We start from the raw sequence: 24561 nt of genomic DNA, 5'->3' as shown, positions 1-24561 counted from the left end.
TGCAGGCCTTGTTGTCGCTGTGCCCGGAGCTGCCTTTGCCACCCCAGTGGCAGACGACGCCGGCGTCCGCACCGATCCCTTCCTCCTGGGTATCGCTTCCGGTGAGCCGTGGCCGGATGGTTTCGTGATCTGGACCCGCCTTGCGTTGGATCCATTGGCCGAGGACGGACTGGGTGGCATGCCCGCACGTAACGTAGCGGTCGCCTGGGAAGTCGCGGAAGACGCGAACATGCGCACCGTCGTCGCCCGCGGAGTTGAGCATGCGCGCATCGAAACCGCCCACTCCATCCACGTGGAGCTGCACGGGCTGCGTCCGGGCCGTGAGTATTATTACCGTTTCCGCACCGGCCGCCACGTCAGCGCGGTTGGCCGCACCCTCACCAGCCCGGCTCTGCATGAGACGCCGGCGTCGTTGGCCATGGCATTCGCCAGCTGTGCGAACTACGAGCACGGCTATTTCACTGCGTACTCGCGGCTTGCCCAGGACCACCCGGACCTGGTGCTGCACCTGGGCGACTACATGTATGAGTCCAAGAACGTGATCAACAGCGGCAAGACGCGCGACCACCAGGGACCCGAGACCAGCCTGCTGCAGGGTTACCGGCAGCGTCACGCGCAGTACAAGTCGGATGCTGATCTGCAGACCGCTCACGCAATCGCGCCGTGGTTGGTGGTCTGGGATGACCACGAGGTGGACAACAACTGGGCGGATGAAATTCCCGAAAATCAAGATCCGAAGCAGCTTAATGACACTGCGGAACACTTCCGGCTGCGCCGGGCCGCGGCTTTCCAGGCCTACTACGAGAACATGCCGCTCCGCGCTTCATCGGTGCCGGCCGGGTTCGACATGAAGATCTACCGCACCATCCAGTGGGGCCAGTTGGCCAACTTCCACATGATGGATACCCGGCAGTACCGCGACGATCAGCTGGCCGGAGATGGCTGGAAGAAGAACGTCACCGAGCGCCTGGCCGAGGACCGCACCATCACCGGTGCCGAGCAGGAAAAGTGGCTGCTGAACGGCTTCAAGAACTCCACACAGCGCTGGGACATTCTGGGCCAGCAGGTGTTTTTTGCCGAGAAGGACCGGGACGTGGCGCCGGAGATCGATGACGTCTCCATGGACGGCTGGGACGGCTATGCTTCCTCCCGCCGCCGCATCACCCAGGGCTGGGTGGACGCGAACGTTCGCAACGCCGTCGTCCTTACCGGTGATGTGCACCGCAACTGGGCCAATGATGTCAAGGTGGATTACAGGGATCCGGCGGCACCCGTGGTTGGCTCGGAACTGGTCTGCACCTCGATCACGTCCACCGGCGACGGCAGTGGATCCACCGCCGATCCGGTCATGGCCTGGAACCCGCACTTGAAGTTCTACAACGACAACCGCGGCTACGTGAACACCAAGATCACCAAGGAAGCTCTCACGGCAGACTTCCGGACCCTTGATTACGTCACGACGCCGGGAGCTCCCGTCAGCACAAAGGCATCCTTCCTCATCCAGGACGGAATTCGCGGGCTTCAAGCACAGTAAAAGCCAAACAGGAGACCGGAAGGCCGAGTCATGGCCTTCCGGTCTCCTGTGCGGCAGGACAGTCCGGCCTTGAAAGTCCAGCGGATCCACGAGCCGGTCAAGGGTTCGGATGTGAAGGTGTTGACGATTTCACCTGCTCCGGTTCTCTCGAGATTGGGACAATACGTGGTCACTGCGAGAGCGTTGGGGAGGGGCGGCTACAGGGTCTTTTCCAAGAACGACGTCGGAACCAGTGCTGCGCGGAATTGGCGCCAGGGTGTCGCTGCCGTGCGCAGACGACGGATGAAGGTCTCGACCGCCGCCGCCAGGTCCTCCCGGGCGGCGGGAGAGCCGGCCAACGTCCCGGAGGCGCCCGCCCCGTAGACGCTTTGTTCGTAAGCGTGCAGGATCAAGGCCAGTCCGGCCGGGGTGGTGGAGCCCAGCAACCGTGCGATTCGTTCCGCATGCCGGGCAGGGGTCAGTGCGGGGTCCCAGCTGTAGCCAAAGTCAACTGCCGTGGCCAGCAGTTCACGCCAGGCAGCGACCTCCGGGGCATCACCAGGCGCCGCCGCCGCTCCATCCCCACGCCGGGTCCCGGACCGCCAGAGACCGGACCGCCAGAAACCGGACCGCCGGAAACCGGGGCCGGGAACACCGGGACGCCGGCGACCAGCCGCCCGGCCGGCGCCGCGCACCTGGGCCAGCCTCCGCCGTCGGACATGAACACGGGCCAGGGCAGGGGCAACAAGCAGCAGGAGCACCACCAGGATGGCCAGCGTGGTCTGCAGCCACTGGGTGGGACTGGCCGCCGCAGTGGCGGATCCCGCAGAGGCGGCGGCCGTGGTGGGCTGCTGCGTTGGGGCGATGGTGGCGGGGGCGTCCTCGATGGGCACGTCCGGGTTCAGCGGGTCCGACGCAGCGGAACTGTCCTCCTGCGCATAATCAGGGACGGAACCGCGGGAGGGGGTCGGTTCAAACGGCACCCAGCCGAGGCCTTCAAAATACAGTTCGGGCCAGGCATGGGCGTCCTGGCCGGTGGCCTCGTAGCCAAGCAGCTCCTGGCCCTCCAGCTCGCCGGTCTGCGTGGTGCGGGTGCCGGGCGCATACCCGACAACGATGCGGGAGGGGATCCCCACCTCGCGGGCCATCACGGCCATGGCGGCCGAAAAATGCACACAGTAACCGGACTTGGTGTCCAGGAACTTGGCCAGCACCTCCATGCCCGAACCGTCGTAGCCTTCCGCGACCGGCGTGCTGAGGCTGTAGGTGAAATCACCGGAGCGAAGGTACTCCTGCAGGGCCATGGCCCGGGCGTAAGGGGTCGGCGCGGACGCCGTGACCTCCTGGGCGGTGCTGTTGATAATTTGGGGAACGTCCCGCGGCAGCGCCGTGAAAATCGGGTCCAGGCCGGCAGTGGGCTCGGCCGTGGCAGCACCCAAAAGCTCGGGGGTCAGGTCGGGCATTTCACTGCGCACCAGATACGTCTGCTCGGTCGTTGAGGAATTTTGGCCCTTGAACGTCTGCGTGGCGGGGTTCCACAACCAGTGCCCGCGGAGATCGTCGACGGCGGTGGCCGACAGCGGGGCGGGCAGCCAGTCGCTGCCGAGACCGGCAATGGAGATCCGGGTCAGGGTGCTGGTTCGTGGCACGGTGGACGGCGGGCCCGGCTCCGGTGCCAGGTCGGAGAGCGAGCCCTGCAACCCGTCGGGAAAGGCAGAGGGTTTCCAGGATTTCCCGGTGAAGTCCTCCAAGGTGCTCAGGCGCAGATACTGTGCGGCGTCGGTGTTGCTCAGGTACGTCAAATTGACCTGGCTGGACTGGGACCGCAGATCGTCGCCGAGGGAAATCATGGGGTCAAGCAGCGTCCCACCGCCCGAGCCGCCAATGCGTGATCCCTGCGGAAACGACCCCTGCGTGAAGCCGGGAATGACGGCCGGGGCAAGCAACATCAGCAGAACCGCCGCAGCGCCAAGTGCGGCAGCCCTTGACAGCGTGCCGCTGGCGAACTGGGCCGTCCCGGAACGCAATTTCCCGTCCGGCGCGTACCAGCGGCAGCAGCCAAGGACCAGCAGGAATCCGGCGGCAGCCCCGATGAACCCGAGCGGCCCGATGCCGGTCGTTGTGGTCAGGGCAGACGGCAGCAGGATCAGCACCAGCCCCAACGAACTCGCGGCCGGCATGGCCACGGTAATCGCCACCGTGTCGATGAGCAGCGCGGCAAAGCCCAGCCCGGCGCAGATCAAGAAGAACATGGGCACCACCGAGGGCACCGGCGCGTTGTTGCCCATGATCACCTTCGACGCCTCGGACGCCATCTGCAGCGCCGCCGTCACGGTTTTCGAGGTGGGAACAACGCCGAGCACGGCTGTGGCCGGGAAAAACACCAGCGTCAGGGTCATGAACCAGCCGGCCAGCGCCCCCAGCGGGGCATAGGACCCCAGCGTTGGGTAGCGCCGCAGAACGGCCGGAATCAGCAGCGTCCCGGCAACCACGACGGCGGCCTGCGGCAACCAGCTGAGGTCAAACAACACTCCGCGCAGGCCCAGCGAGGCACCCATGACTGCCCCGAACACGGCCACGGCCAGGACCCAGGGTGCGGGGCCTGTCCGGGGGTCGCCGAACAGCCTGCGAACGCCGCGGCCGGAAACCCGTGGGGGAGGAGGCGGGCCGGATCCCGCCCCGCCCGATCCCGCGGTGCCTGTTCCCGCTGCGCCCGTTCCTGCCCCGCCGGCGCTGTGCCGGTGGTGGGGACGGCCGCTGCCGTCCAGCATCCGCGTCATGGGGTCCGCCCAAAGGCAGCATTGTTCTGGCCCAGCTGCATCCACGCCTGCACAAGTGGGGTTTCCGGGGTGAGTGTTGCGGCCCGCCAGCCGGCACGTTGCAGGATCCCGACGGCTTCGTCCGCCTGGGCTGGGTCGGGGCACACGACCAGTGCGTAGGCGCTCTGCGAGGATTCGGCCATGCCCGCCAGCAGCAGCGCCTCTTTCTTGCTGAGCAGGCCGGTGACGGCCACGAGCGGTCCGCGCCGCCTGCCGTGGTGGAGTTTTTGGGCCAGGGCGTTGTCAAAAGCAGCTTCCGGGGCCGATGCCGGCTGGCCGGGCAGGCGCTGGCCCGTGCTGCGGAGGCCGGTGCTGCCAACCCCGGCAGGGCCCAAGTTGGCGCTGCCAACTTCCGCAGAGCCCAGCCCGGCGCCCAGCCCGGAGCTGCCCTGGCCGTTCGGTGCGGCCTCGGCAAGTTCCAGTGCGGCAAGGGCCGCAGCAACGTCCAGCATGCCCTGACTGCCACTGAATTCTTCGCGCCCGGGGGAAATCGCAGAGGCCGAGGAAGCGAACCCCGGGTGCCCCTGGTGGTCCAGGATGCGCAGGGAATAACCGCGCTCCAGCAAGTGGGTGGCGACGGAAAGTGCCGCAACAACAGCAGTCTCAAAGGCAGCCGACGTGCGCAGCTCCGGCAGCCCCACGGTGCTGCGCCCGGCAACCTGGAGCCGTTCCATCGCCCTGCCCGTCTCACCAAACGCCAGGGCCCGGCGGTCAAGGATCAATGCCGCCTCGGGAGTCGTGACAGACTCTTCCGCCCGCACCATGAGCTTGCCCTGCCGGGCCGTCACGGGCCAGTGGACGCGTCGGAGGGGGTCCCCGTAGCGGTACTCGCGGGTCATGGCGTCGTCGTGGCTGGCGTGCGCAAGTTCCCTGGTGCTTTGCGAGCCGTCCTGGCCCCTGCCGTCGGTGAGGGAAATTGCAGGCAGTTCCACCGCGGCAGGGGCGATGGTGAGGTGGACGCCGTCGTCCAGGGCCCGGGGCACGTAGGCCACGTCGAACGGGTCGGCGAACCGGCCCCGCAGCGGCCCAATGGTGAAGACGCCGCGGTGGGCGGGGTGCAGCGTGTAGTGGTAGCGGCTGAGCAATCCGCGCGGCACTACGGGCTGGGGGTGGTTGAAGGTCGGGACGTCCCGGAAGCTGAACGGCAGTTCCTCGACCAGATGGGTGCGGGAGCCGCCGGGGCTGCGCCCGTGCACCTCAAGGACGACGTCGACCGGGGCGCCCACGCGGCCCAACTTCGGGGAGATCGTGCGTTTGACCGAAAAGCCGGGCTTGGCCGCATACAGTGCAGCGCAGGCGACCGCCGGCAGGGCAAAACAAAAAATGGCGACCGTCAGGAGATCGCGTCGGCCCAAGGTCAGAGCCAACACCAAAGCCAGGGCTCCGAAGGCCAGCAGCAGCCAGCCCCGGGGACGGAGGGGACGCATCGCAAACACGGTGACCCTTAGCCGTTCCGGGCGCCGGCTCCTGCGGAACCTGCCGGTCCGGCCCCGGGCACGGGCACCCTTGCCAGCAGGTCTTCGATCACCATGTCGACGGTGACGCCCTGACTGGCAGCGCTGCGCTCAACGAGCAGGCGGTGCGCCAGGACGGGCTGGGCAAGGGTGCGGATGTCGTCGGGAAGCACAAAGGCACGTCCGGCCAGCGCCGCCGCCGCCTTGGCCGCCCGGAGCAATTGCAGCAGCGCCCGCGGGCTGGCGCCCAGGCGCAGATCGGGACTCGTCCGGGTCGCCTGGCCCAGGGCCACTGCGTAGGCGCGCACGGCCGGTGAGACGTGGATGGCGGCCACAGTCTGGATCATGGCGGCAACCTCCTCATCCGTGGCGACGGCCTGCACGGAGTCCAGCGGGCTGACCGACTGATGGGATTCCAGCATGGCCAGTTCGGCCGCAGTGTCGGGGTAGCCCATGGAAATCCGGGCCATGAACCGGTCCCGCTGGGCTTCCGGTAACGGGTAGGTGCCTTCCATTTCAATGGGGTTTTGCGTGGCAATCACCATGAACGGCGCCTGCAGGTTGTACGTGGTGCCATCGACGCTCACCTGGTGCTCCGCCATGGATTCCAGCAGGGCCGACTGAGTTTTCGCCGAGGCCCGGTTAATCTCGTCGCCAATGACGATATTGGCGAAAATGGCGCCGGGGCGGAACTCAAAGGACTGCGACGACTGGTTGAAAATTGACACCCCGGTGATGTCGCTGGGCAGCAGGTCGGGGGTGAACTGAATCCTGGTGACGGAGCAGTCGACGGTCCGTGCCAGGGTTTTCGCCAGCAGGGTCTTGCCCACTCCCGGCACGTCCTCAACAAGCAGATGGCCGCCGGCAAGCAGCACGGTCAAGGCCAGCCGGACCGACTCGTCCTTGCCGTCAATGACCGTGTTCATCACGGCCATGATCTTCTCACTCAATCGGGCAAAAATGTCCACATCCATGGCTGCGCCGCCTTCCGCCGTCGCTGCACCTGAGCTGGTCCCGACGGCCGTGCCGCCGTTGCTTGCGGAGCGTTCCGCCGCGGCGGAACGCGGACGGAAAAGCGGCGGCTTGGGACCCGCCGTGGCGGCCCCGTCGACTGCCAGCAAAGTCTCCTGCGGGTGCATGACCCACCTTTCACGTCGGTGCCCGGCGCAAGGCGCGACCGGTTGCTGTGACCTACGCTACTAGCTTGGCGCGCATTTGGCCCCACCGGCCCCGGGAAAAGTCCGGCCAGCCCGCCAACAGCCCGGTAAAGTGGGCAACCATGTGCACCGAAGACGTCCCCCGCCCGTACCGTCCCGAAACGCCCCAGCCGGAAACGCCTGCGTCCGAAGAAACTGCGCCGGGCGGCGGCACCCGCCGGGGTGCCTTTGCACCGGCCCCGGCGGCGTTGCCGATACCCGTGTACGACAACCACACGCACTTTGACTTTGGTGATGCACCCGTCGAGCTGCATGCGGCACTTGACGCGGCCGAAGCTGTTGGCGTTGCCGGAGCCGTGCAGGTTGGCTGCGACCTGCCGTCCTCACGTTTCACGGTGGCCGCCGTTGATGCGGACCCGCGCTTGTTGGGTGCCGTGGCAATCCACCCCAACGATGCCCCGGAACTGGCCCAGGCCGGCACCCTCGACGACGCGTTGGCGGAAATCGATGCCATGGCCGCCCACCCCCGAATCCGGGCCATCGGCGAAACCGGGCTCGACTACTTCCGGACCGGCGAGGACGGCAAGTCCGCCCAGCACCATTCCTTCCGCGGGCACCTGGAAATCGCCAAGCAACGAGGCCTGGCCTTGCAGATCCACTGCCGCGACGCCCACGTCGACGTGCTGAACATTTTGCGGGAGGTGGGGGCGCCGTCCCGCCTTGTCTTCCATTGTTTCTCCGGCGACGCCGAACTGGCGCAAATCTGCAATGACAACGGCTGGTACATGTCCTTCTCGGGCACCGTGACCTTCAAGAATGCCAAGAATTTGCGTGCGGCCCTGGCCGTCGCCGACCCGGGACTGCTTTTGGCTGAGACCGACGCGCCGTTCCTGACGCCGCACCCCTTCCGGGGACGGCCCAATGCCAGCTACATGCTGCCGTACACGGTGCAAAGCATGGCGGCGTTGCTGGACCGGGAGCTGGCCGGAATGTGCCAACTTCTGCGCGACAACACCGAAGCCGTCTATGGTTCCTGGTCCGACTGAGCCTGTAGCGTTCATCACGTCGCCGTTACCAAGCCTTGTCCAACAGGTCACGGTTAGGTTACGCTAAAGGATTATTAGCCGTGGTCGGGGAAGGCCAACGGATGCAATGCCGCGAGTCCTGCCGTTCACATCAGGGCTGCGGCAACCGTTCGAAAGAGCAATTCTGGTAGTGCCAACCGTGCTTTTCTGCGGTAAAAAAGTGCTGCCGCTTGTTCGCCGCTTCTCCGTGCCCGGGTGCTCTAGTAGTTACGGGAACTCGTGTCTTCTTTCCTTACCGTCAATGGCAAATTGAGCTATCTGAAGCTTGCCTGCCAGGCAGCCGTCCTCGTGGCACTCGTGGCAGGCCTCATGGCTTTCGTCACTGCCAACAAGACCGTCACCCTGGTGGTGGACGGGCAGACCAGCTCAGTCAGCGCCTTCGGCGGTTCGGTGGCAAATGTGCTTGAGCGGGCCGACGTCAACGTCACCGCCGAAGACCACATCACACCGGCTCTGGCCACCTCAGTGGGCGACGGGGACACCATCACCATCAACAAGGCCAAGGACGTCACCGTCAGCCTCGATGGTGCAGAACAAACAGTCACCACCACCTCCACCAAGGTCAGTGGCTTGATCAGCCAGCTGGGTGTCGCCGCCAACGCCAGGCTTTCCGTTCCCACGGACGCCCTGGTGGCCAGCGCCGCAGACATCAGCATCATCACGCCCAAGCAGGTAACGCTTGTGGCCGACGGCGAGAAGACCGTTAAGACCACCACGGCAGAAAACGTTTCCGACCTCCTGGACGAGGCCGGCGTCGAGCTGGCCAAGACCGACCGGCTCTCAACCCCCGGCACCGCGCCCGTGGTTGAAAACATGGTCGTCAAGGTGACCCGCGTCAACAAGGCCGGAACCGACACCGCAACCGAGGCTGTTCCGTTTGAGACCGAAGAAACCGTCGACCCCGAGATGCTCAAGGGCGAGAAGAAAACAGTCACCGAAGGTGTCGCCGGCAGCTTGGAGAAAACCTTCAGCACCGTGACAGTTGACGGCGTTGTTGTCAGCCGCACAGAAACTGCGTCCACGGTTGTGCTGGAGCCGGTGGCTGCCGAGATCGCAGTAGGCGGCAAGGAACGCCCCGCCCCCAAGCCCACCGAAGCGCCTGAGGATCCCGCTGCGGATGCCGACGCCGCAGCCGACGCACCCACGGGAGCTGAGGCCCCGGCCATGTCCAACGAAGCCATGTGGGATGCCATCGCCCAGTGCGAGTCGACCGGCAACTGGTCGATCAACAACGGCAACGGCTACTACGGCGGACTCCAGTTCGACATTGGCACCTGGATGGGCGCCGGCGGCGGAGAGTACGCCCCCAACGCCAGCCTGGCCACCAAGGCCCAGCAGATCGACATCGCCAACCGGGTCTACGCCCAGCGCGGACTGAGCCCCTGGGGCTGTGCCCACGCCGCCGGCTAGAAATGCCGGATCAGCAATGACTGCTTTTTAGCGGACGCCAGCTCACCACCTGTGTGAAGCTCGACGGCGGGAGGCCACCTTTCCCAGGTGGCCTCCCGCCGTTGTCTGTTGGCGATTTTCCAGCCCCTGGGCATCGCCGCCGGCAGGCCCCGCGCCCCGGGGACCGCCCATCTCACATCCGGGCGGCGACGTGATGGCTGAGTTAGCGGATACCATGGTTGCGTGACCACCCCTGTTCCCAGCCCCGCAACCCAGCCACTGCTGGGTGCCACCGAAATCCGCCGCCTCGCGGAGGAAATCGGTGTGCGTCCCACCAAAACGCTGGGACAAAATTTTGTCATTGACGGCAACACCATCCGCCGCATTGTGGCCGCAGCCAATGTCGACCCCGGCGAGACCGTCCTGGAGGTGGGGCCCGGACTGGGCTCCCTGACGCTGGGCCTGCTCGATGCAGCCGCCCGTGTGGTTGCCGTGGAGATCGATCCGGTGCTGGCCGCGAAACTGCCGTCAACTGTTGCCGCGTTCCGCCCCGCGCTGGCCGGCAATCTCGACGTCGTGCTCTCCGACGCCATGCGCATCACCGAACTTCCGGGCGAACCCACGGCGCTGGTGGCGAACCTGCCGTACAACGTGGCGGTGCCCGTGGTGCTGCACCTGTTGGAACATTTCCCGTCGCTGCAGCACGGCCTCGTCATGGTGCAGGACGAAGTTGCCGACAGGATGGTCGCCGGTCCCGGCTCCAAAACCTATGGGGTGCCGTCGGTCAAGGGTGCCTGGTATTCGCAAATGCGCAAGGCAGGCGTCATTGGCATGAATGTGTTTTGGCCGGCGCCGAAGATTTCCTCCGGACTTGTCTCCTTCACCCGGCACGATCCGCCCGTGACCAGGGCGTCGCGCGAGGATGTGTTTGCCGTCATCGACGCCGCCTTTGCCCAACGCCGCAAGACCCTGCGCGCAGCCCTGGCCGGCTGGGCCGGCGGCGCCGCTGCGGCGGAAACATATTTGCGCCAGGCCGGCGTTGACCCCAGTGCACGCGGCGAAGTCATTGACGTGGCCGCGTTCGCCCGCATCGCCGAAGCCAAGATGCCCTTTACGGCCTAGCCCATGGACCCATTGAACAACGCAGGCGCATCCGACGCATCCGGCACCCGAGACGCAGCTGGCGCACCCGGCGCAGCGTCATTTGCGGATCCCTTGTGGCAGCCGACCCCGCACCATGTCAAGGTCAGGGCTCCCGGAAAAATCAACGCTTTCTTCCAGGTTGGCCCGCTGCGCGAGGACGGCTACCACGCCGTTGCCAGCACCTACCTGGCCGTCTCCCGCTATGAAGAAGTCGCGGCCACGTCCAAGCCGGGCAGGCCTGCTGCCGACATTACAGTGAGCATCAGCGAGGCAAGTTCACTTGACCCGGAGTCGCTGGCGGGCATCCCGCTCGACGGCAGCAACCTTGCCGTCCGGGCGGCAATGCTGGTGGCGGACATTGCTGAGGATCCCTGCGGCGTGCACCTTGAAATCACCAAGCACGTGCCGATCGCCGGCGGCATGGGCGGGGGCTCCGCCGACGCGGCAGCAACCCTCGTCGCCTGCGATGCGCTCTGGCACACGGGACTTTCCCGCGAGGAACTGTCCCTGCTTGGGGCCGAGCTTGGCGCGGACGTGCCGTTCGCGCTGTTGGGGGGTGCCGCCGTCGGACTTGGCATTGGGGACAAACTCACAGCGGCGCTGGCCCCCACACCGCTGCACTGGGTGCTGGTGCCGGCCCGCTTTGGCCTGTCAACGCCGGTGGTTTACGGTACGCTTGACGATCTGCGGGCAGCTGCCGGATTCACGGCCGCCGAGCCCGGGCAAGTTGAGTCGGGTGTTTTGACGGCCTTGCGGGCGGGGGATCCGCACGCGCTGGCCGAGTGGCTGCACAATGACCTGCAGGCCGCGGCTGAATCGCTGGCCCCGTCCCTGACAGCAATCCTGGCGCAGGGGGAGGAACTGGGGGCGCTGGCGTCGCTGGTGTCCGGCTCTGGCCCCACGGTGGCATTTTTGGCCGCCGGCGCAGAACAGGCCCGGGAACTTGCCGCGGCCCTGGCCGGGCACGGCCATGAGGCGTGGGCCGTGGAAGGCCCCGTGCACGGAGCGCACATCGTGCCCTGACGGACCGTGCCGCAAAGAATTGATCATCAGCACTAAATACTTGTAAGGAAAGTGGTACCACGTGGCTCATTTGCTTGGCGGGGAAAATCTCAGCGTCGCCTTCGCCACCCGAACCGTCCTTGACGGCATCAGCGTTGGCCTTGAAGAAGGGGACCGCATTGGCATCGTGGGGCGCAACGGCGACGGCAAGTCCACGCTGATGCGCCTGTTGGCCGGGCGGCAGGCGCCTGATTCCGGCCGTGTCACGGTGCGCGGCGGCGTCCAGGTCAGCTACCTGGACCAGACCGACGTGCTCGACGGCGACGACACCGTTGGCTTCGCGATCGTGGGGGAAGCGGCCGACCACGAGTGGGCCTCCAACCCCAAGATCCGCGAAATCATGGGCGCCCTGGTGGGCGAGGTTGACTGGCACGCCAACATCCACTCGCTCTCCGGCGGGCAGAAGCGCCGCGTGGCCCTGGCCAAGCTGCTGATCGGCGATGACGATGTCATCATGCTCGATGAGCCCACCAACCACCTCGACGTGGAGGGTGTGGCCTGGCTGGCCAAGCACCTCAAGCAGCGCTGGCGGGCCAACGAGGGCGCCTTTGTGGTGGTCACCCACGACCGCTGGTTCCTCGATGAAGTGTGCACCCGCACGTGGGAAGTCCACGACGGCGTCATTGACCCGTTCGAGGGTGGTTACGCCGCCTACGTGCTGGCCCGCGCCGAGCGGGACCGGATGAACTCCGTCATTGAGTCCAAGCGCGTCCAGCTCGTCAAGAAGGAGCTGGCCTGGTTGCGTCGCGGCGCCCCGGCCCGCACAGCGAAGCCGAAGTTCCGCATCGAGGCCGCCAACGACCTCATCGCCGACGTGCCCGAACCCCGCGACACGGTGGCACTGTCGAAGATGGCCACCGCCCGGTTGGGCAAGGACGTCATCGACCTGGAAAACCTATCCTTGAGCTACGGGGAGAAGGAACTTTTCAACAACATCACGCTGCGGCTGGCCCCGGGGGAGCGGCTCGGCCTCGTCGGCGTCAACGGTGCCGGCAAGACCACCCTGCTGCGCCTGCTCAACGGTGAGGTCCCGCCGTCGTCCGGCAAGGTCAAGACAGGCTCAACCGTGAAGACCGCCGTGCTGACCCAGGAAGTGAACGAGCTCGACGACGTCTTGAACATGCGCGTCATCGAGGTCATCGAGCGGGAAAAGCGATCCTTCGACGTCGGCGGCAAGGACATGACCGCCGGCCAGCTTGTGGAACAGCTTGGGTTCACCAAGGACAAGCAGTGGACACAAGTGAAGGACCTTTCCGGTGGTGAGCGCCGGCGTTTGCAGCTGCTCCGCCTGCTGGTGGGGGAGCCGAACGTGCTCATGCTCGATGAGCCCACCAACGACCTTGACACCGACACGCTGGCGGCTGTCGAGGATGTGCTGGACGGCTGGCCGGGCACGCTCGTGGTGGTCTCGCACGACAGGTACCTGCTCGAACGCGTCACCGACCACCAGATGGCCCTGCTTGGCGACGGCCAGCTGCGCGGTCTGCCCGGCGGCGTTGACCAGTACCTGGAGTTGCGCGAGGCTGCCGGCCTCTCGCCCTCCGGCCCCGCGGCTGCGGCTGCTGCGCCGTCCGGGCCCACCGAGGGACAGAAGCGCGATGCCCGCAAGGTCTTGAACCGTTTGGAGCGGCAGCTGGGCAAGAATTCGGCCGCTGATGCGAAGATTCACGCGCAAATGGCTGACAGCGTCGGCGACTACGACGTCCTGGCCGACCTCAACGCCAAGCTGGCCAAGCTCGCCAAGGAACGTGAGGGCCTGGAACTTGAATGGCTCGGAGCCTCCGAGGTGCTGGAGTAGCCTCTGGCTGTTGCTGAACCGTGTTCTGAGCTGCGTTTTCGCCGCGTTTTGAGCCGTCCGTCCTGATCTGCGCCGAACTCCCACCGGGTGTGCCGCATGACACTGTTATGCGGCACACCCGTCGCCGGTTCAGCGCAGATTGGGACACGGGCAGCTGGTTGATTCCTCCACAGCCCAGGCTCCGCCGCCCATTGTCCACATTAACGACGCCGGGGCTGCCGCCAGCTCCGGTTCTGGTCAACGATGGTGCCATGAGCCCTCGCAGAAGCCCCGTCCCGAAGCCCATGGAAGTGGTTGTCGCTTCTCTGGGTGGGATTGTCCGGCAAAAGGACTTGCTGCCTCTCGGCTTTTCCAGCCGCCAGATCCGGGCTGCAGTTGCGGGCGGCTTGATCCAGCGCCGGGCCCGAGGTGTATATGCCGTGCCGCAAATTTCTGCCCAAGACACCTTCCTTGCCGCCCATCAGGCCCGGCGCACCTGCCTGAGCAAAGTGGCTGAACTTGGGTTGTGGGTGCTGGAAGAGCCGAAGCAGCTGCATGTTGCCACTGCGCACGGGCGGCCGGTTCCCGGGTGCGTGGTCCACCGGGTCAAGGGGGGCCAAACGCTGACAGATGTTCTGCGGCAGTGCGTCCGGTGTGGCACCGAAGTGGAAGCGCTGGCCATCCTGGAGTCGGCAGTGGTCAACAGGAAATGCTCCATCAACCACCTCCGCAACGCATTCACCGGCAGGGAAGATGCTGCAGGCCGGGCCATCGTTGGGATGATTGACCCTCAGTCCATGTCAATAGCTGAAACGTGCAGCCGCTACCACCTGCGCAAGGTTGGACACAATGTGCAGGGCCAGGCGTATATCCGCAATGCCGGGCATATGGATCTCTTGATTGACGGGATCTTGGGCTTGGAAATCGACAGCAAAAAGTACCACAACGATCCGAAGGCATGGGAGCAGGACCTGCACAGGGACACCATGTACGTGCTGGAAGGGATGTGGCGGCTGAGGATTCCTGCCGCTGTTGCCATGTACCATCCCGAAATTATGGTGGGGTGGGTGGAGCGGGCCCTGGCACGGATCCGCTCAGCGCAAATTCCTGAGATGCGGTGAACTGTCGGCCGGGCCAACGCAGTGCTGTGACCTTCGCCACGTGATTGTGGAAATTCCTGTGCCACGACGAGTCTCAACTCGCGAAATATGCCATCGCCGTGGCACACTATATTCTCGTGAGCTTCTCGCGAGAGCAAGAGGCGCATGGTCCGCCCTGGTGTAACGGCAGCACCCCAGCCTTTGGAGCTGTGGAGTACAGGTTCGAATCCTGTGGGCGGAACCACTTGGCGAAAGTTCGGGCACCTGTGCCGAGCAGGTACCATGGAATAGTTTCCCATTGCGTACGTTTGAAAACGGACTTGTGTCCGGGCAGGAGTGCCACTTAGTGAGCCCCCAAGACAACCCCACCACCAACCCGGCAGCCGTCATTGTGCTCGCCGCCGGCGCCGGCACCCGAATGAAATCACGCACACCCAAGATCTTGCACACCATTGGTGGCATTTCCATGGTTGGCCACGCAGTGGCAGCAGCCAAGGGTCTTGACCCGGCCAAGCTTGCCGTGGTTGTCCGCCACGAACGCGATCTGGTCGCCGCACACATCGCCACGCTCGACAGCAGCGCACACATCGTGGACCAGGACGACGTCCCCGGCACCGGCCGCGCCGTCCAGCAGGCGCTCGAGGCCCTGGACGCCCAGGCGCTTGTCAACGGCACCGTCATTGTCACGTACGGCGACGTCCCGCTGCTCACCACCGAGTTGCTGGCCGAGCTCGTGGCCACGCACAACAAGGACGCCAACGCCGCCACCGTGCTCACAGCCGTTCTCGACGACGCCGCCGGCTATGGCCGCATCCTGCGCGACGCGACGGACGGAACCGTCCTGGGCATTCGCGAGCACAAGGACGCCACCGACGCCGAGCGCCAGATCCGCGAAATCAACTCCGGCATTTACGCCTTTAACGCCGCAGTGCTGCGCAAGGCCTTGAAGTCCGTCACCACGGACAATAACCAGGGCGAGATGTACCTCACCGATGTTCTTGCCCTGGCCAGGAACGACGGCGGCCGGGTCGCCGCGGTCTCCACCACCGACCGCTGGCAGGTTGAAGGCGCCAACGACCGCGTGCAGCTGGCAGCACTGGGCACCGAGCACAACCGCCGCATCGTTGAGGGCTGGATGCGTGCAGGCGTCAGCGTTATTGACCCCGCAACCACCTGGATCGATTCCACGGTCCAGCTCGCCGAGGACGTCACCATCCTGCCCGGCACCCAGCTGCACGGCACAACCACCGTGGCCCGTGACGCCGTCGTTGGTCCCGATTCAACCCTGACCGACGTGCAGATCGGCGAAAAGGCTGAAGTCACGCGCACCCACGGCTCCGGCGCCATCATCGGCGAAGGTTCGCACGTTGGCCCCTTCACCTACCTGCGCCCCGGCACGGTTCTGGGTGCCGACGGAAAGATCGGCGCGTTCTACGAAACCAAGAACGTCACGATCGGGCGCGGCTCCAAGCTCTCCCACCTGGGCTACGCTGGCGACGCCGAAATCGGTGAGGACACCAACATCGGCTGCGGCAACATCACGGCCAACTTCGACGGCGTGAACAAACACCGCACCAAGATCGGCTCCGGCGTGCGCACCGGATCCAACACTGTGTTCGTGGCTCCCGTGAACGTGGGCGACGGTGCCTTCACCGGCGCCGGCGCCATCGTGCGCAAGGATGTCCCGGCAGGAGCGCTCAGCCTGACCGTGGCCCCGCAGCGCAACGCCGAGGGTTGGACCGCAGCAAACCGGCCCGGCAGCATCTCGGCGGACGCCGCCAACAACGCGGACACCGCCAACAACGCAGGCGCGCCCCGCGCCGCCGGCACTGCAGCCAACTAAAACTTCTCACCTACCCCACCATTGCGAGAGAGCGGATCCATGAGCGAACTAAGTCATAACGTCGACAAGAAACTGGTGTTGGCAACCGGTCGGGCACACCCGGAACTGGCCGAGGAAGTGGCACGCTGTTTGGGGACAGAGCTGTTGCCCATGTCGGCCTACGACTTCGCCAACGGTGAGATCTACGTCCGTTCCGGCGAGAGTGTGCGCGGCAAGGAAGTTTTCATCATCCAGGCCCACCCGGCGCCGCTGAACAACTGGCTCATGGAGCAGCTGATCATGGTTGATTCCATGAAGCGCGCCTCGGCCCGCCGCATTACCGTGGTGGCCCCGTTCTACCCGTACTCGCGCCAGGACAAGAAGGGTCGCGGCCGCGAGCCGATCTCGGCCCGCCTGGTGGCAGACCTGTACAAGACTGCCGGCGCCGACCGGATCATGAGCGTTGACCTGCACACCGCACAGATTCAGGGCTTCTTCGACGGCCCCGTTGACCACTTGTTTGCGATCCCGCTGTTGGCTGAGCACATCCGCAAGATTGTGGGGGACGACGACGTCACAGTGGTTTCGCCCGACACCGGCCGCGTGCGGGTGGCTGAGCAGTGGGCGGAGCGCCTGGGTGGGGCGCCCCTGGCCTTCGTGCACAAGTCCCGCGACCTGACCGTGCCGAACCAGGCCGTGTCCAAGACTGTGGTGGGCCAGGTTCAGGGACGCACCTGCGTTTTGATCGACGACATGATCGACACCGGCGGCACCATCGCAGGCGCCGTTCGCGTCCTCAAGGACGCCGGCGCCAAGGATGTCATTATCGCCGCCACGCACGCCGTGTTCTCCGACCCGGCCGCCGAGCGCCTCGCCAACTGCGGAGCACGCGAGGTCGTCGTCACCGACACCCTGCCGATCCCTGAGTCCAAGCGCTTCGAGACACTGACGGTGCTTTCCATTGCCCCGCTGCTGGCACGGGCCATCAAGGAAGTCTTCGAGGACGGCTCGGTCACCAGCCTGTTCGACGGCGATGCCTAACCCTTAGCTTGTACCGTCCAGCGGCCGCCTCCCTCACCGGGAGGCGGCCGTTGGCGTCTGGCGGACATTCCACGCAGTGTTCATGATGAACCTGGCGCCGAGTGGCACCGGGCGCCAGGCTGGCTGCCAACTCCGCTCCGGCGGTCGCCGAAAATCGTGCCGCCCACACAACGGTCAGCCGCCCGCCGTCGTTCTGCTAAACTTGTTCAGTAAACCTTGGCGAGGGAAGCTCCATTTGCGAGTTTCCGTGATCGACTGGGTCCCACAGCTCCTGAATCTTTGATGGATTGTGTTGACCTGTTTAGTCCACGCCCACCACTAAGTATGAAGGAGCTTTTTTCATGTCCGATTTGAACCTGACTGGCGAAGTACGCACCGAATTCGGCAAGGGCGCGGCACGCCGCATCCGCCGCGCAGACCAGATCCCCGCCGTCATCTACGGCCACGGCGCAGCCCCCCTGCACCTGGTTCTGCCCGAGCGCCTGACCGTTCGCGCCATCCGTGCCTCCAACGCACTCTTGACCATCACCGTTGACGGCGAAAAGCACCTTGCCCTGGTGAAGGATGTCCAGCGCGACCCCGTACTGCAGATCGTTGAGCACATTGACCTTCTGACAGTCAAGAAGGGCGAGAAGGTCATTGTTGACGTTCCCGTCCACCTCGTTGGCGAGCCTGCTCCTTCCGTCGTTGTTAACCAGGAAGAAATGACCGTCAGCCTTTCCGCAGACGCCACGAACGTTCCCAGCCGCATTGAGGTTGACATTGCAGGGCGCACCCCCGGCCAGCACATCTTGGCCAGCGGGCTGGTCCTGCCTGCCGGTGTTGAGCTGGTCAACGAAGCCGACCTGCTCATCGTGCACTTTGCCGAGCCGGTCGTCATTGCTGAAGTTGAAACCGAAGAAGCTGCTGCAGAGTAACCAGCAACTCTCATGAGTGATACTTGGCTTGTAGTCGGGCTCGGGAACCCCGGGCCCGGCTACAGCCGCAACAGGCACAATATTGGTTACATGGTGGTTGAGGAACTTGCCTCCCGCCTTGGGGCCACTTTCAAGACCCACAAAGCCAAGGCGCTGGTTGCCACCGGCCGCTTGGCGATCGGTGGGCACAAACTGATTTTGGCCAAGCCCGCCGTTTTCATGAACCTCAATGGAGGCCCGACGGCGGCACTCGCCAAGTTCTACAACCTCCCCGCCGCGAACGTCATCGCCGTCCACGACGAAATCGACATTCCCTTTGACACCGTCAAGCTGAAAATTGGCGGCGGTGAAGGCGGGCACAACGGCCTGCGTGACATTTCCCGGACCCTGGGAACCAAAGACTATTACCGTGTGCGTGCCGGAGTCGGCCGCCCGCCCGGCCGCGCCGACGCCGCCAGCCACGTTTTGCGCGACTTCTCCTCGACCGAAAACAAGACGCTGCCGTTTTTGATAGACAATGCAGCCGACGCTGTCGAACTGCTTGTGGCCGAGGGCTTGTTGGCCGCGCAGGAGCAATACCGCTAAAGCCGGTCCGTCAGCTATTGCCGGCTGGGCTGGCACAAATGCCACACGTGAGCTACGTCACGCATTCGCACTGTTAGAATCAGCTAAGTCACGACTGTGCGGAGATTGTTGCGTCCGCCTAGGAACTCGTGTCATAGGGGGTCTCTTCAATGACGAGTGTATGGGGTGGCCCAGCACCTCAGGGCGCGGACGGGAACGCGCAAAAAACCAGACGACGGGCCATGGGTGCGGAGGACCGGCGGAAGTGGTCGTCCTTTGCGAGGCAAGACGTCATCGCCTCCACCATGGAACAACTGGCCAACTCCAAAGTTTACGGTGTCGCCATCATTGGCCCGCGAGGAGTCGGGAAGACAACTCTGGCGCACGCGGTTGAAGCTAGGCTTCACTCCAGTACTCATGTCATCAATCTATTCGGAACCGGTTCAGGCGCTGAAGCTCCGTATGGTGCTTTCAGCCTTCTCATGGCCAGACTGAGCGAGTACCAAAGCGAATCACCCACCATGATCCTGCAGAAGCTGACGAAACTTATGGCACAGGATTCTCAGGGTAGGCCCACTGTCATCATGTTGGACGATCTACCGGGCGTCGACACGGCCAGTACAGGTGTATTAATACAGTTGTTGCTCTCTGGGACAGCCAAATTAATGGTCATGGCCCGGAGCTTGTCCGAATTGCCGGATGACCTCGTTTGGATGATCAAGGATGGACTCTTGGCCTCAGCGCGCCTCAGTGACTTCACTCGTGCAGAGGTTCGCATGTTGCTGGGAAGGGCGCTTCAGGGCTCGGTCGCGGAGTCTGTAGTTTCGTCACTGCACAACTTGAGCGCCGGCAATCCACTGGCACTGGAAGCCTTGGTCCGCGAGAACCTCGCGCGTGGAGCATTGCGCCAGCACGGTGGAGTCTGGGTGTTGGAGGGGCCGGAGCGCGAAGCCACAGATAACATACTGGTGGAGTTGGTTGAATCCCGGCTGGCCCGACTGCCTGGACCTGCGCGGACGGGACTGGAGAAGTTGGCTCTTTTGCGTACGGCACCATTCTCGGTTGTTATGCACGCTTTGAGCCCCGATGTCGTTTCAGAACTGGAGGAGCGGGGTTTCTTGTCCGTGAGTTCCGGCCTCAACGGCATGGTTGCCTTTACAGAACCGTATATTGCGGAAACGCTCAGAGGTCAGCTCAGCCGCGTGGACAGGGCACTGCTGTTCGACGAGATGGCCGGTATTTTGGCGTTGGATCCTGCGACCATGGACAAGCAGCAATTGCTGGCGTTTGCGGCGTGGGCGAACGATGCCGGCATGGCACTGAATCCCAAAGTCGCCTTGGCGGCCGCACAGGCGGCAGTGCAATATCTTGATCCGCAGCTGGCGCTGGCGTGCACCGTGCAGATTCGCCCCGGGCACCCCCTGGGTGTGCAAGCTGCCCAAATCCGCAGCCGGGCCTACAACATTCTGGCCAACTACACGAAGGCCGTGGCGTCTCTGCAAGACGTTGATGCAGAGGCTCTGGCCGCCCTGCCGCTGACGGCATACGCGTCATGGGCCGTTGACTTGGCAGCTGCTCTGCTATGGGTGCCGGGCGGGTATGCACGTATCGAAGTGCTCTTGGCCAATTTGAGCTGGCGCATCGACCACGCTGACATCGATGACGACCTAAAGCAGGCTGAAAAGTACCTGCAGCTGGCTCGTTTTGAATTTCAAGTGCACCGCGGGGAATTCGCTCAAGTGACACAGGAACTCACAGACTGCAGCCAGGATCCCAGCGACCGGAAATTTCGGCTGAACTGTGCCAGTCTGTTGGTTCTCGTTTTCGCCGTGACCGGACGCGAGCTGGATGCCATCGATCTCTATGAGACTATTTCCCTCGAGGTTGAAGAGCACGATCTCGTGCTTCGCATGCGTGACTGGAACATGCATGGCCTGGTTCTGGCCTTGACCTGGACTGGGCAGTGGCGGGCGTGTGAATCGACCTTGACGGCAGCCACCGAGCTCTCCTCCGGGCTGACGCAGCATCGAGGCGCTGTGATGGAGCTGGCTTTGGGTATCGCCTACGTCTATGCCGGACGAGGAACGCAAGCGGCAGACGTGCTGCTCGTGGCCGCGGCGCAACTGGAAGTGCGAGACACCTACAACAGTTTGAAACTGGTTTACTCCGCCCTGGCGTTCTCATTTGCCCAAATTGATGATGCGCCGAACGCACACCGGTATTTGGCGAAGGCGCAGGGCATTGATCCGTGCACCCTGTGGGTGAACCGGTACATGACCGAGTTCTTCCAGCTCATGGCTCTCCGGTGGCTCGATGACCCCTCGGCAGCCGCCAAATTGTTGGCCAGCGCGGAGAGTGATATTGCCAAGGGCCGGTTCAGCACCGCATCCATGAGCCTTTTCGGAGCCACCACCTACGGCAAGGATGGACAATTCAGGCTGTTGGAGGAAACGTCACTCAAAAGGCAGGGGCCTATGGCGGCGGTGAATGTGGCGCTGGCTCGGGCACACCGGACCAGGAACCCTTCCTTGGCTCTCAAGGCGGCAGAAATCGCACGCGATCTTGAACTGGCCGCAGTTGAGTCCCGTTGTCTCGTGGTGGCACTGGAACTATCGCGCAATGCTGGGGAAATGGGGCTGTGCCGGGAGGCCCAACGGCGGCTCGACCTGCTCATGCCTCAGGTTCCAGTGCTGCCCTTAGTGCCCAACAATGCGGCAGTCCCACTGACCACGAGAGAACGACAGATCACGGCGCTGGCCGCCAGGGGCATGGCCAACCGGGAGATTGCGGCGCGCATCGGTGTTTCGATCCGAACAGTCGAAGGCCATTTGTATCAGGTGTTTGCCAAGATGGGCATCACCTCCCGGTCTGAGCTTGAGCAGGAGACTAAGCTGTGACGGACGAAGTGGGGCCGTCAAATAGGCATCACTCACTACTGAATTCGCCGTTCTGCCGCGAGGATGAATTGGCAGACGTCCTCTCGGCCATCCGATCAGAGGGAAGCCAGGCCGTCTTCATTACCTCGGACAATGGTTTGGGCGCATCCACGATCCTGCGGGAGCTCATTGCCGTTGTAGAGGATCACGTGCCGGTGCTGGCCATCCACAGTTCACAGTCGTTGGCGAAAATTCCTTATGGCGTCCTGGCGCCCTTTTTGTCTGCTGTAGGAACGGGCGAAGCAAGTATCCGTCTGGCCGTGCTGCGTGGTGTGCTGGCAGAATTGAAGCAGAGGCAGGAAGAACTTGTTCGGTGTCGGATAAAGGGTATCGGCAAGTCCAGAGGGCTCCCCGCCCAGGCTAACGATGACCCCGGACGTGATGACCCGCCCATGATTGTCATCGATGACGCCCATTTGATGGACGCGGCCACAGCCGAGCTGATCGTCAGCTTGGTGCGTGGTGGAACGGTGAATTTGGTGGCCGCCCACTCCAGCCGGCATGCTCTGCCCGAACCGCTCCCGAAACTGTGGACCGACGGGATGGCAGAAAACACCGTACTGCAGCCGTTGGATCAGGAACGAACACACGCGTTTTGTGAGCGCTTGTTGGGAGGGCAGGTGCTGCAGGCTACGGGATGGCATTTTTGGACTTCATCCGGCGGCAATCCGCTCTTCCTGCGACTGTTGGTGGTGGAAGCATTGGAGCGGGGATTCCTGAGCAAACGCAGGGGCATCTGGGTCGTTAACCCGAATGTGTCCCTCCACAGCCCGGATTTGACGGAAGCAGTCCGTCGGGAGTTGCGCGGCATATCCCAGCAGGCATCGGAGGCCCTCAACCTAATCGCACTGTCGGAACCTGTGGAAGCATCCGCTATTGAGACGCTGACCGGAATCCTCCCGGTCCGGGAGCTGCTGGATGGAAACATGGTTCGTTTCATCCGGCCGAACTCGAAGCTGCTGGGCCTGGTTAACCCCATATTTGGGGATGTGGTGCGGGAAATGGTGCCGATATCGCAGAGCCGGCTGCTCCACCAACGGTTGATCCACGAACTCGAAGGCCCTCCCACTGACAAGGAAGCTCTCCTTCGCCGGGTGGTGTGGTCGGTGGACGTGGGCGTTGAGGTCCCGGCAGACCGTCTGCTGGCTGCCGCAGTTTTGGCCAGCAAATTGTTCCAATCCCAGACAGCGCTGGAGCTGGCAAGCCAGATTCGCGGCGAGGAGTATCGGCTGCGGGCAAGCATGGTGCGGGCCCGCGCGCACTACAATTTGGGCGAATACCAGAGTGCCCTGGCACAGATGGAATCTCCCGAGCAGACGCCGGGCAGTGTCGAGGAGCTGTTGTTTGGGAGTCTTTTGCGGGCGTCCACCAGATCTGCCTTGGGCATGTCCGTGGAATTCCTGGCGGCAGATGCGGCTGCCCTGCGCAGACAGGGGGCACAAATGGCGCAGCTGAACCCGGCGGAGGGAGAGACCATTGTTGGACTCAGCGAGTCCGGTGCGGTGTTCATTGAGCTGATGATCCTTTCTCGCCAGGGCCGTTATTCCGATATGACGGCACCTATGTCGTGGTTGACAGCCGCTCCCGGCATTTCCGAGCCTTCAGCCCGGCTCAACCGGGCCATGGTTCTCACCATGGACTCCGAGAGGCTCAGCGCGCAGGGCTTTCCCGTGCGAGGAATGGCCCGGGCCGCCGAGGCGTATGCGCTTGAGCACTCGGAGGAAAACGACGTCTTCTTTCTGCCCGAGAGTATTTTGCTCCGTCACCTGGCGGCGGCCATGTGTTGTGGGGATTGGCAGGGCGCCACCAAGGTTTTGGAGGAGTTCTCCTTAGAGACCGGGCCGGCATTTTTTTCCTTTGGCGGGGGTGCCAATGTGGTCCGCGGCATGGCGTTCCTACGCGGCGGCCGGGCATCAAACGCGCTTGAAGTCCTGCTCGCCGGCGTCGACGCCCTCCAGCTCAGCGACCCCCAGCAACTGTTGGGCTTCTGTACAGCCATGGCCGCCTATGCCGCAGCCCGGGTGGGCAAGATGGCGCTGGCACGGCAGCTGGTGAATTCCCATGTCGAGGGACGTTGTATTTTCCTGGTCGTTTCACACGAACGCGCCTACCTTGCTGCCGCGATACATTTGTTGAAGAACGACGGCGGAGTGCCGGCTGAACTGGTGGCCCTCGCCGACGCGGCGCTCGCCGACCGCTCCACCACTTTGGAACTAAACGCCTTGGCTCTCATTGTCGAACTTGGGGACATGAGCGTTGTCCCGCGGCTGGCACGGGTTGCGGCAGAAGTTGAGGGCCACTGGGCGCTGGCCCTTTGCGGGTATGCGCGGGCCCTGCAGGACAGGGACGGGCCGCGGCTGGCCCAGGCCGGAGGAGTGCTCAGCCGGGCGGGACTGCTCGGTTTTGCCGAACAGGCGCTCGAGCTTTCAGCCAGGTGGATGGGGGAGAACAGCCCCAGAAACCGGATGCGGGAAGTGAACGCCAGCTTGCAGCAAGTGAAAGAGGAACTGGGCCAACGGACGCACGCCACCATTCTTCCGGCCACTTCCACGGAATCGCTCCGGCAGCCATCGGCGCAACTGACACGTCGGGAACGTGAGGTTTCAAATTTGGCCGGCGCGGGACTCACCGACCGGGAGATCGCCGGCGAGCTCGTGCTGTCCCTTCGAACAGTGGAGGGTCATCTCTATCGTGCCTACGCGAAGCTGGGCATTTCCGGTCGAGAGGAACTACGCGAGCTGACCGAGTAGTCGAACTTCGTGAATGGGGTGTTGCTACCTGC

General features: G+C 64.2%; 16 protein-coding genes and 1 tRNA gene. 14 read left to right on the top strand and 3 right to left on the bottom strand.

The features are described 5' to 3' along the window. Positions 1-1534: alkaline phosphatase D family protein (locus ACT3TS_RS12475; protein WP_444531839.1), on the top strand; the 1534-nt coding region annotated here is incomplete at its 5' end. A gap of 197 nt (positions 1535-1731) precedes the next feature. Here the strand turns inward: ACT3TS_RS12475 and ACT3TS_RS12470 are convergent. Genes ACT3TS_RS12470 through ACT3TS_RS12460 form a run of 3 tightly spaced genes read right to left on the bottom strand, consistent with a single transcriptional unit; the run spans position 1732 to position 6925 of the window. After that, positions 1732-4293, bottom strand: coding sequence for a transglutaminase TgpA family protein (locus ACT3TS_RS12470; RefSeq protein WP_444531838.1), 2562 nt, complete (start codon positions 4291-4293; stop codon positions 1732-1734). Then, entirely contained in the window at positions 4290-5759 is a 1470-nt protein-coding gene (locus ACT3TS_RS12465) for a DUF58 domain-containing protein (RefSeq protein ID WP_444531837.1), read from the bottom strand. Before ACT3TS_RS12465 ends, ACT3TS_RS12470 begins: the two co-directional genes overlap by 4 nt. Before the next feature lie 17 nt (positions 5760-5776). After that, on the bottom strand, positions 5777-6925 hold the full coding sequence (locus ACT3TS_RS12460) for an AAA family ATPase (protein ID WP_444531836.1): 1149 nt from the start codon (positions 6923-6925) through the stop codon (positions 5777-5779). A 140-nt stretch (positions 6926-7065) separates the two neighbouring features. Here ACT3TS_RS12460 and ACT3TS_RS12455 point away from each other — a divergent pair, with 140 nt between their 5' ends. From ACT3TS_RS12455 to ACT3TS_RS12395, 13 genes are all read left to right on the top strand, one after another. Further along, the gene (locus ACT3TS_RS12455; RefSeq protein ID WP_444531835.1) at positions 7066-7989 is read left to right on the top strand and encodes a TatD family hydrolase; all 924 of its coding nucleotides are present in this window, start codon (positions 7066-7068) and stop codon (positions 7987-7989) included. A gap of 288 nt (positions 7990-8277) precedes the next feature. Further along, on the top strand, positions 8278-9438 hold the full coding sequence (locus ACT3TS_RS12450; protein WP_444531834.1) for a transglycosylase family protein: 1161 nt from the start codon (positions 8278-8280) through the stop codon (positions 9436-9438). A gap of 222 nt (positions 9439-9660) precedes the next feature. After that, positions 9661-10539, top strand: coding sequence for a 16S rRNA (adenine(1518)-N(6)/adenine(1519)-N(6))-dimethyltransferase RsmA (gene rsmA / locus ACT3TS_RS12445; protein WP_444531833.1), 879 nt, complete (start codon positions 9661-9663; stop codon positions 10537-10539). Between the two features lie 3 nt (positions 10540-10542). Then, on the top strand, positions 10543-11583 hold the full coding sequence (locus ACT3TS_RS12440; RefSeq protein ID WP_444531832.1) for a 4-(cytidine 5'-diphospho)-2-C-methyl-D-erythritol kinase: 1041 nt from the start codon (positions 10543-10545) through the stop codon (positions 11581-11583). A 61-nt stretch (positions 11584-11644) separates the two neighbouring features. After that, positions 11645-13420 (top strand): ABC-F family ATP-binding cassette domain-containing protein, encoded by a 1776-nt coding sequence (locus tag ACT3TS_RS12435; protein WP_444531831.1) that lies wholly within the window; start codon positions 11645-11647, stop codon positions 13418-13420. Positions 13421-13671: 251 nt separating this feature from the next. Further along, on the top strand, positions 13672-14520 hold the full coding sequence (locus tag ACT3TS_RS12430; RefSeq protein ID WP_444531830.1) for a type IV toxin-antitoxin system AbiEi family antitoxin domain-containing protein: 849 nt from the start codon (positions 13672-13674) through the stop codon (positions 14518-14520). 148 nt (positions 14521-14668) lie between these two features. Further along, positions 14669-14743: transfer RNA gene (locus tag ACT3TS_RS12425), tRNA-Gln, on the top strand. A gap of 102 nt (positions 14744-14845) precedes the next feature. Next, positions 14846-16342 carry a bifunctional UDP-N-acetylglucosamine diphosphorylase/glucosamine-1-phosphate N-acetyltransferase GlmU gene (glmU, locus tag ACT3TS_RS12420; RefSeq protein ID WP_444531829.1) on the top strand — a complete coding sequence of 499 codons (1497 nt, stop codon included), beginning with the start codon at positions 14846-14848 and terminating at the stop codon, positions 16340-16342. Between the two features lie 39 nt (positions 16343-16381). Then, positions 16382-17362: a ribose-phosphate diphosphokinase gene (locus tag ACT3TS_RS12415; RefSeq protein WP_444531828.1), complete on the top strand. Its 981-nt coding sequence runs from the start codon at positions 16382-16384 to the stop codon at positions 17360-17362. A gap of 341 nt (positions 17363-17703) precedes the next feature. Next, complete coding sequence (locus ACT3TS_RS12410; RefSeq protein ID WP_444531827.1) at positions 17704-18279, top strand: 50S ribosomal protein L25/general stress protein Ctc; 576 nt, start codon at positions 17704-17706, stop codon at positions 18277-18279. 12 nt (positions 18280-18291) lie between these two features. Further along, positions 18292-18864 (top strand): aminoacyl-tRNA hydrolase, encoded by a 573-nt coding sequence (pth, locus tag ACT3TS_RS12405; RefSeq protein ID WP_444531826.1) that lies wholly within the window; start codon positions 18292-18294, stop codon positions 18862-18864. Between the two features lie 149 nt (positions 18865-19013). Then, positions 19014-21740, top strand: coding sequence for a LuxR C-terminal-related transcriptional regulator (locus tag ACT3TS_RS12400; protein ID WP_444531825.1), 2727 nt, complete (start codon positions 19014-19016; stop codon positions 21738-21740). Next, the gene (locus ACT3TS_RS12395; protein ID WP_444531824.1) at positions 21737-24529 is read left to right on the top strand and encodes an AAA family ATPase; all 2793 of its coding nucleotides are present in this window, start codon (positions 21737-21739) and stop codon (positions 24527-24529) included. Before ACT3TS_RS12400 ends, ACT3TS_RS12395 begins: the two co-directional genes overlap by 4 nt. Positions 24530-24561: the final 32 nt, after the last annotated feature.

The sequence above is a fragment of the Specibacter sp. AOP5-B1-6 genome, assembly GCF_052376555.1.
In the GTDB taxonomy this organism is placed as follows: domain Bacteria; phylum Actinomycetota; class Actinomycetes; order Actinomycetales; family Micrococcaceae; genus Specibacter.
The sequence above is the reverse complement of the archived record's forward strand: the minus strand, read 5'-3'. Positions and strand labels throughout refer to the sequence as shown.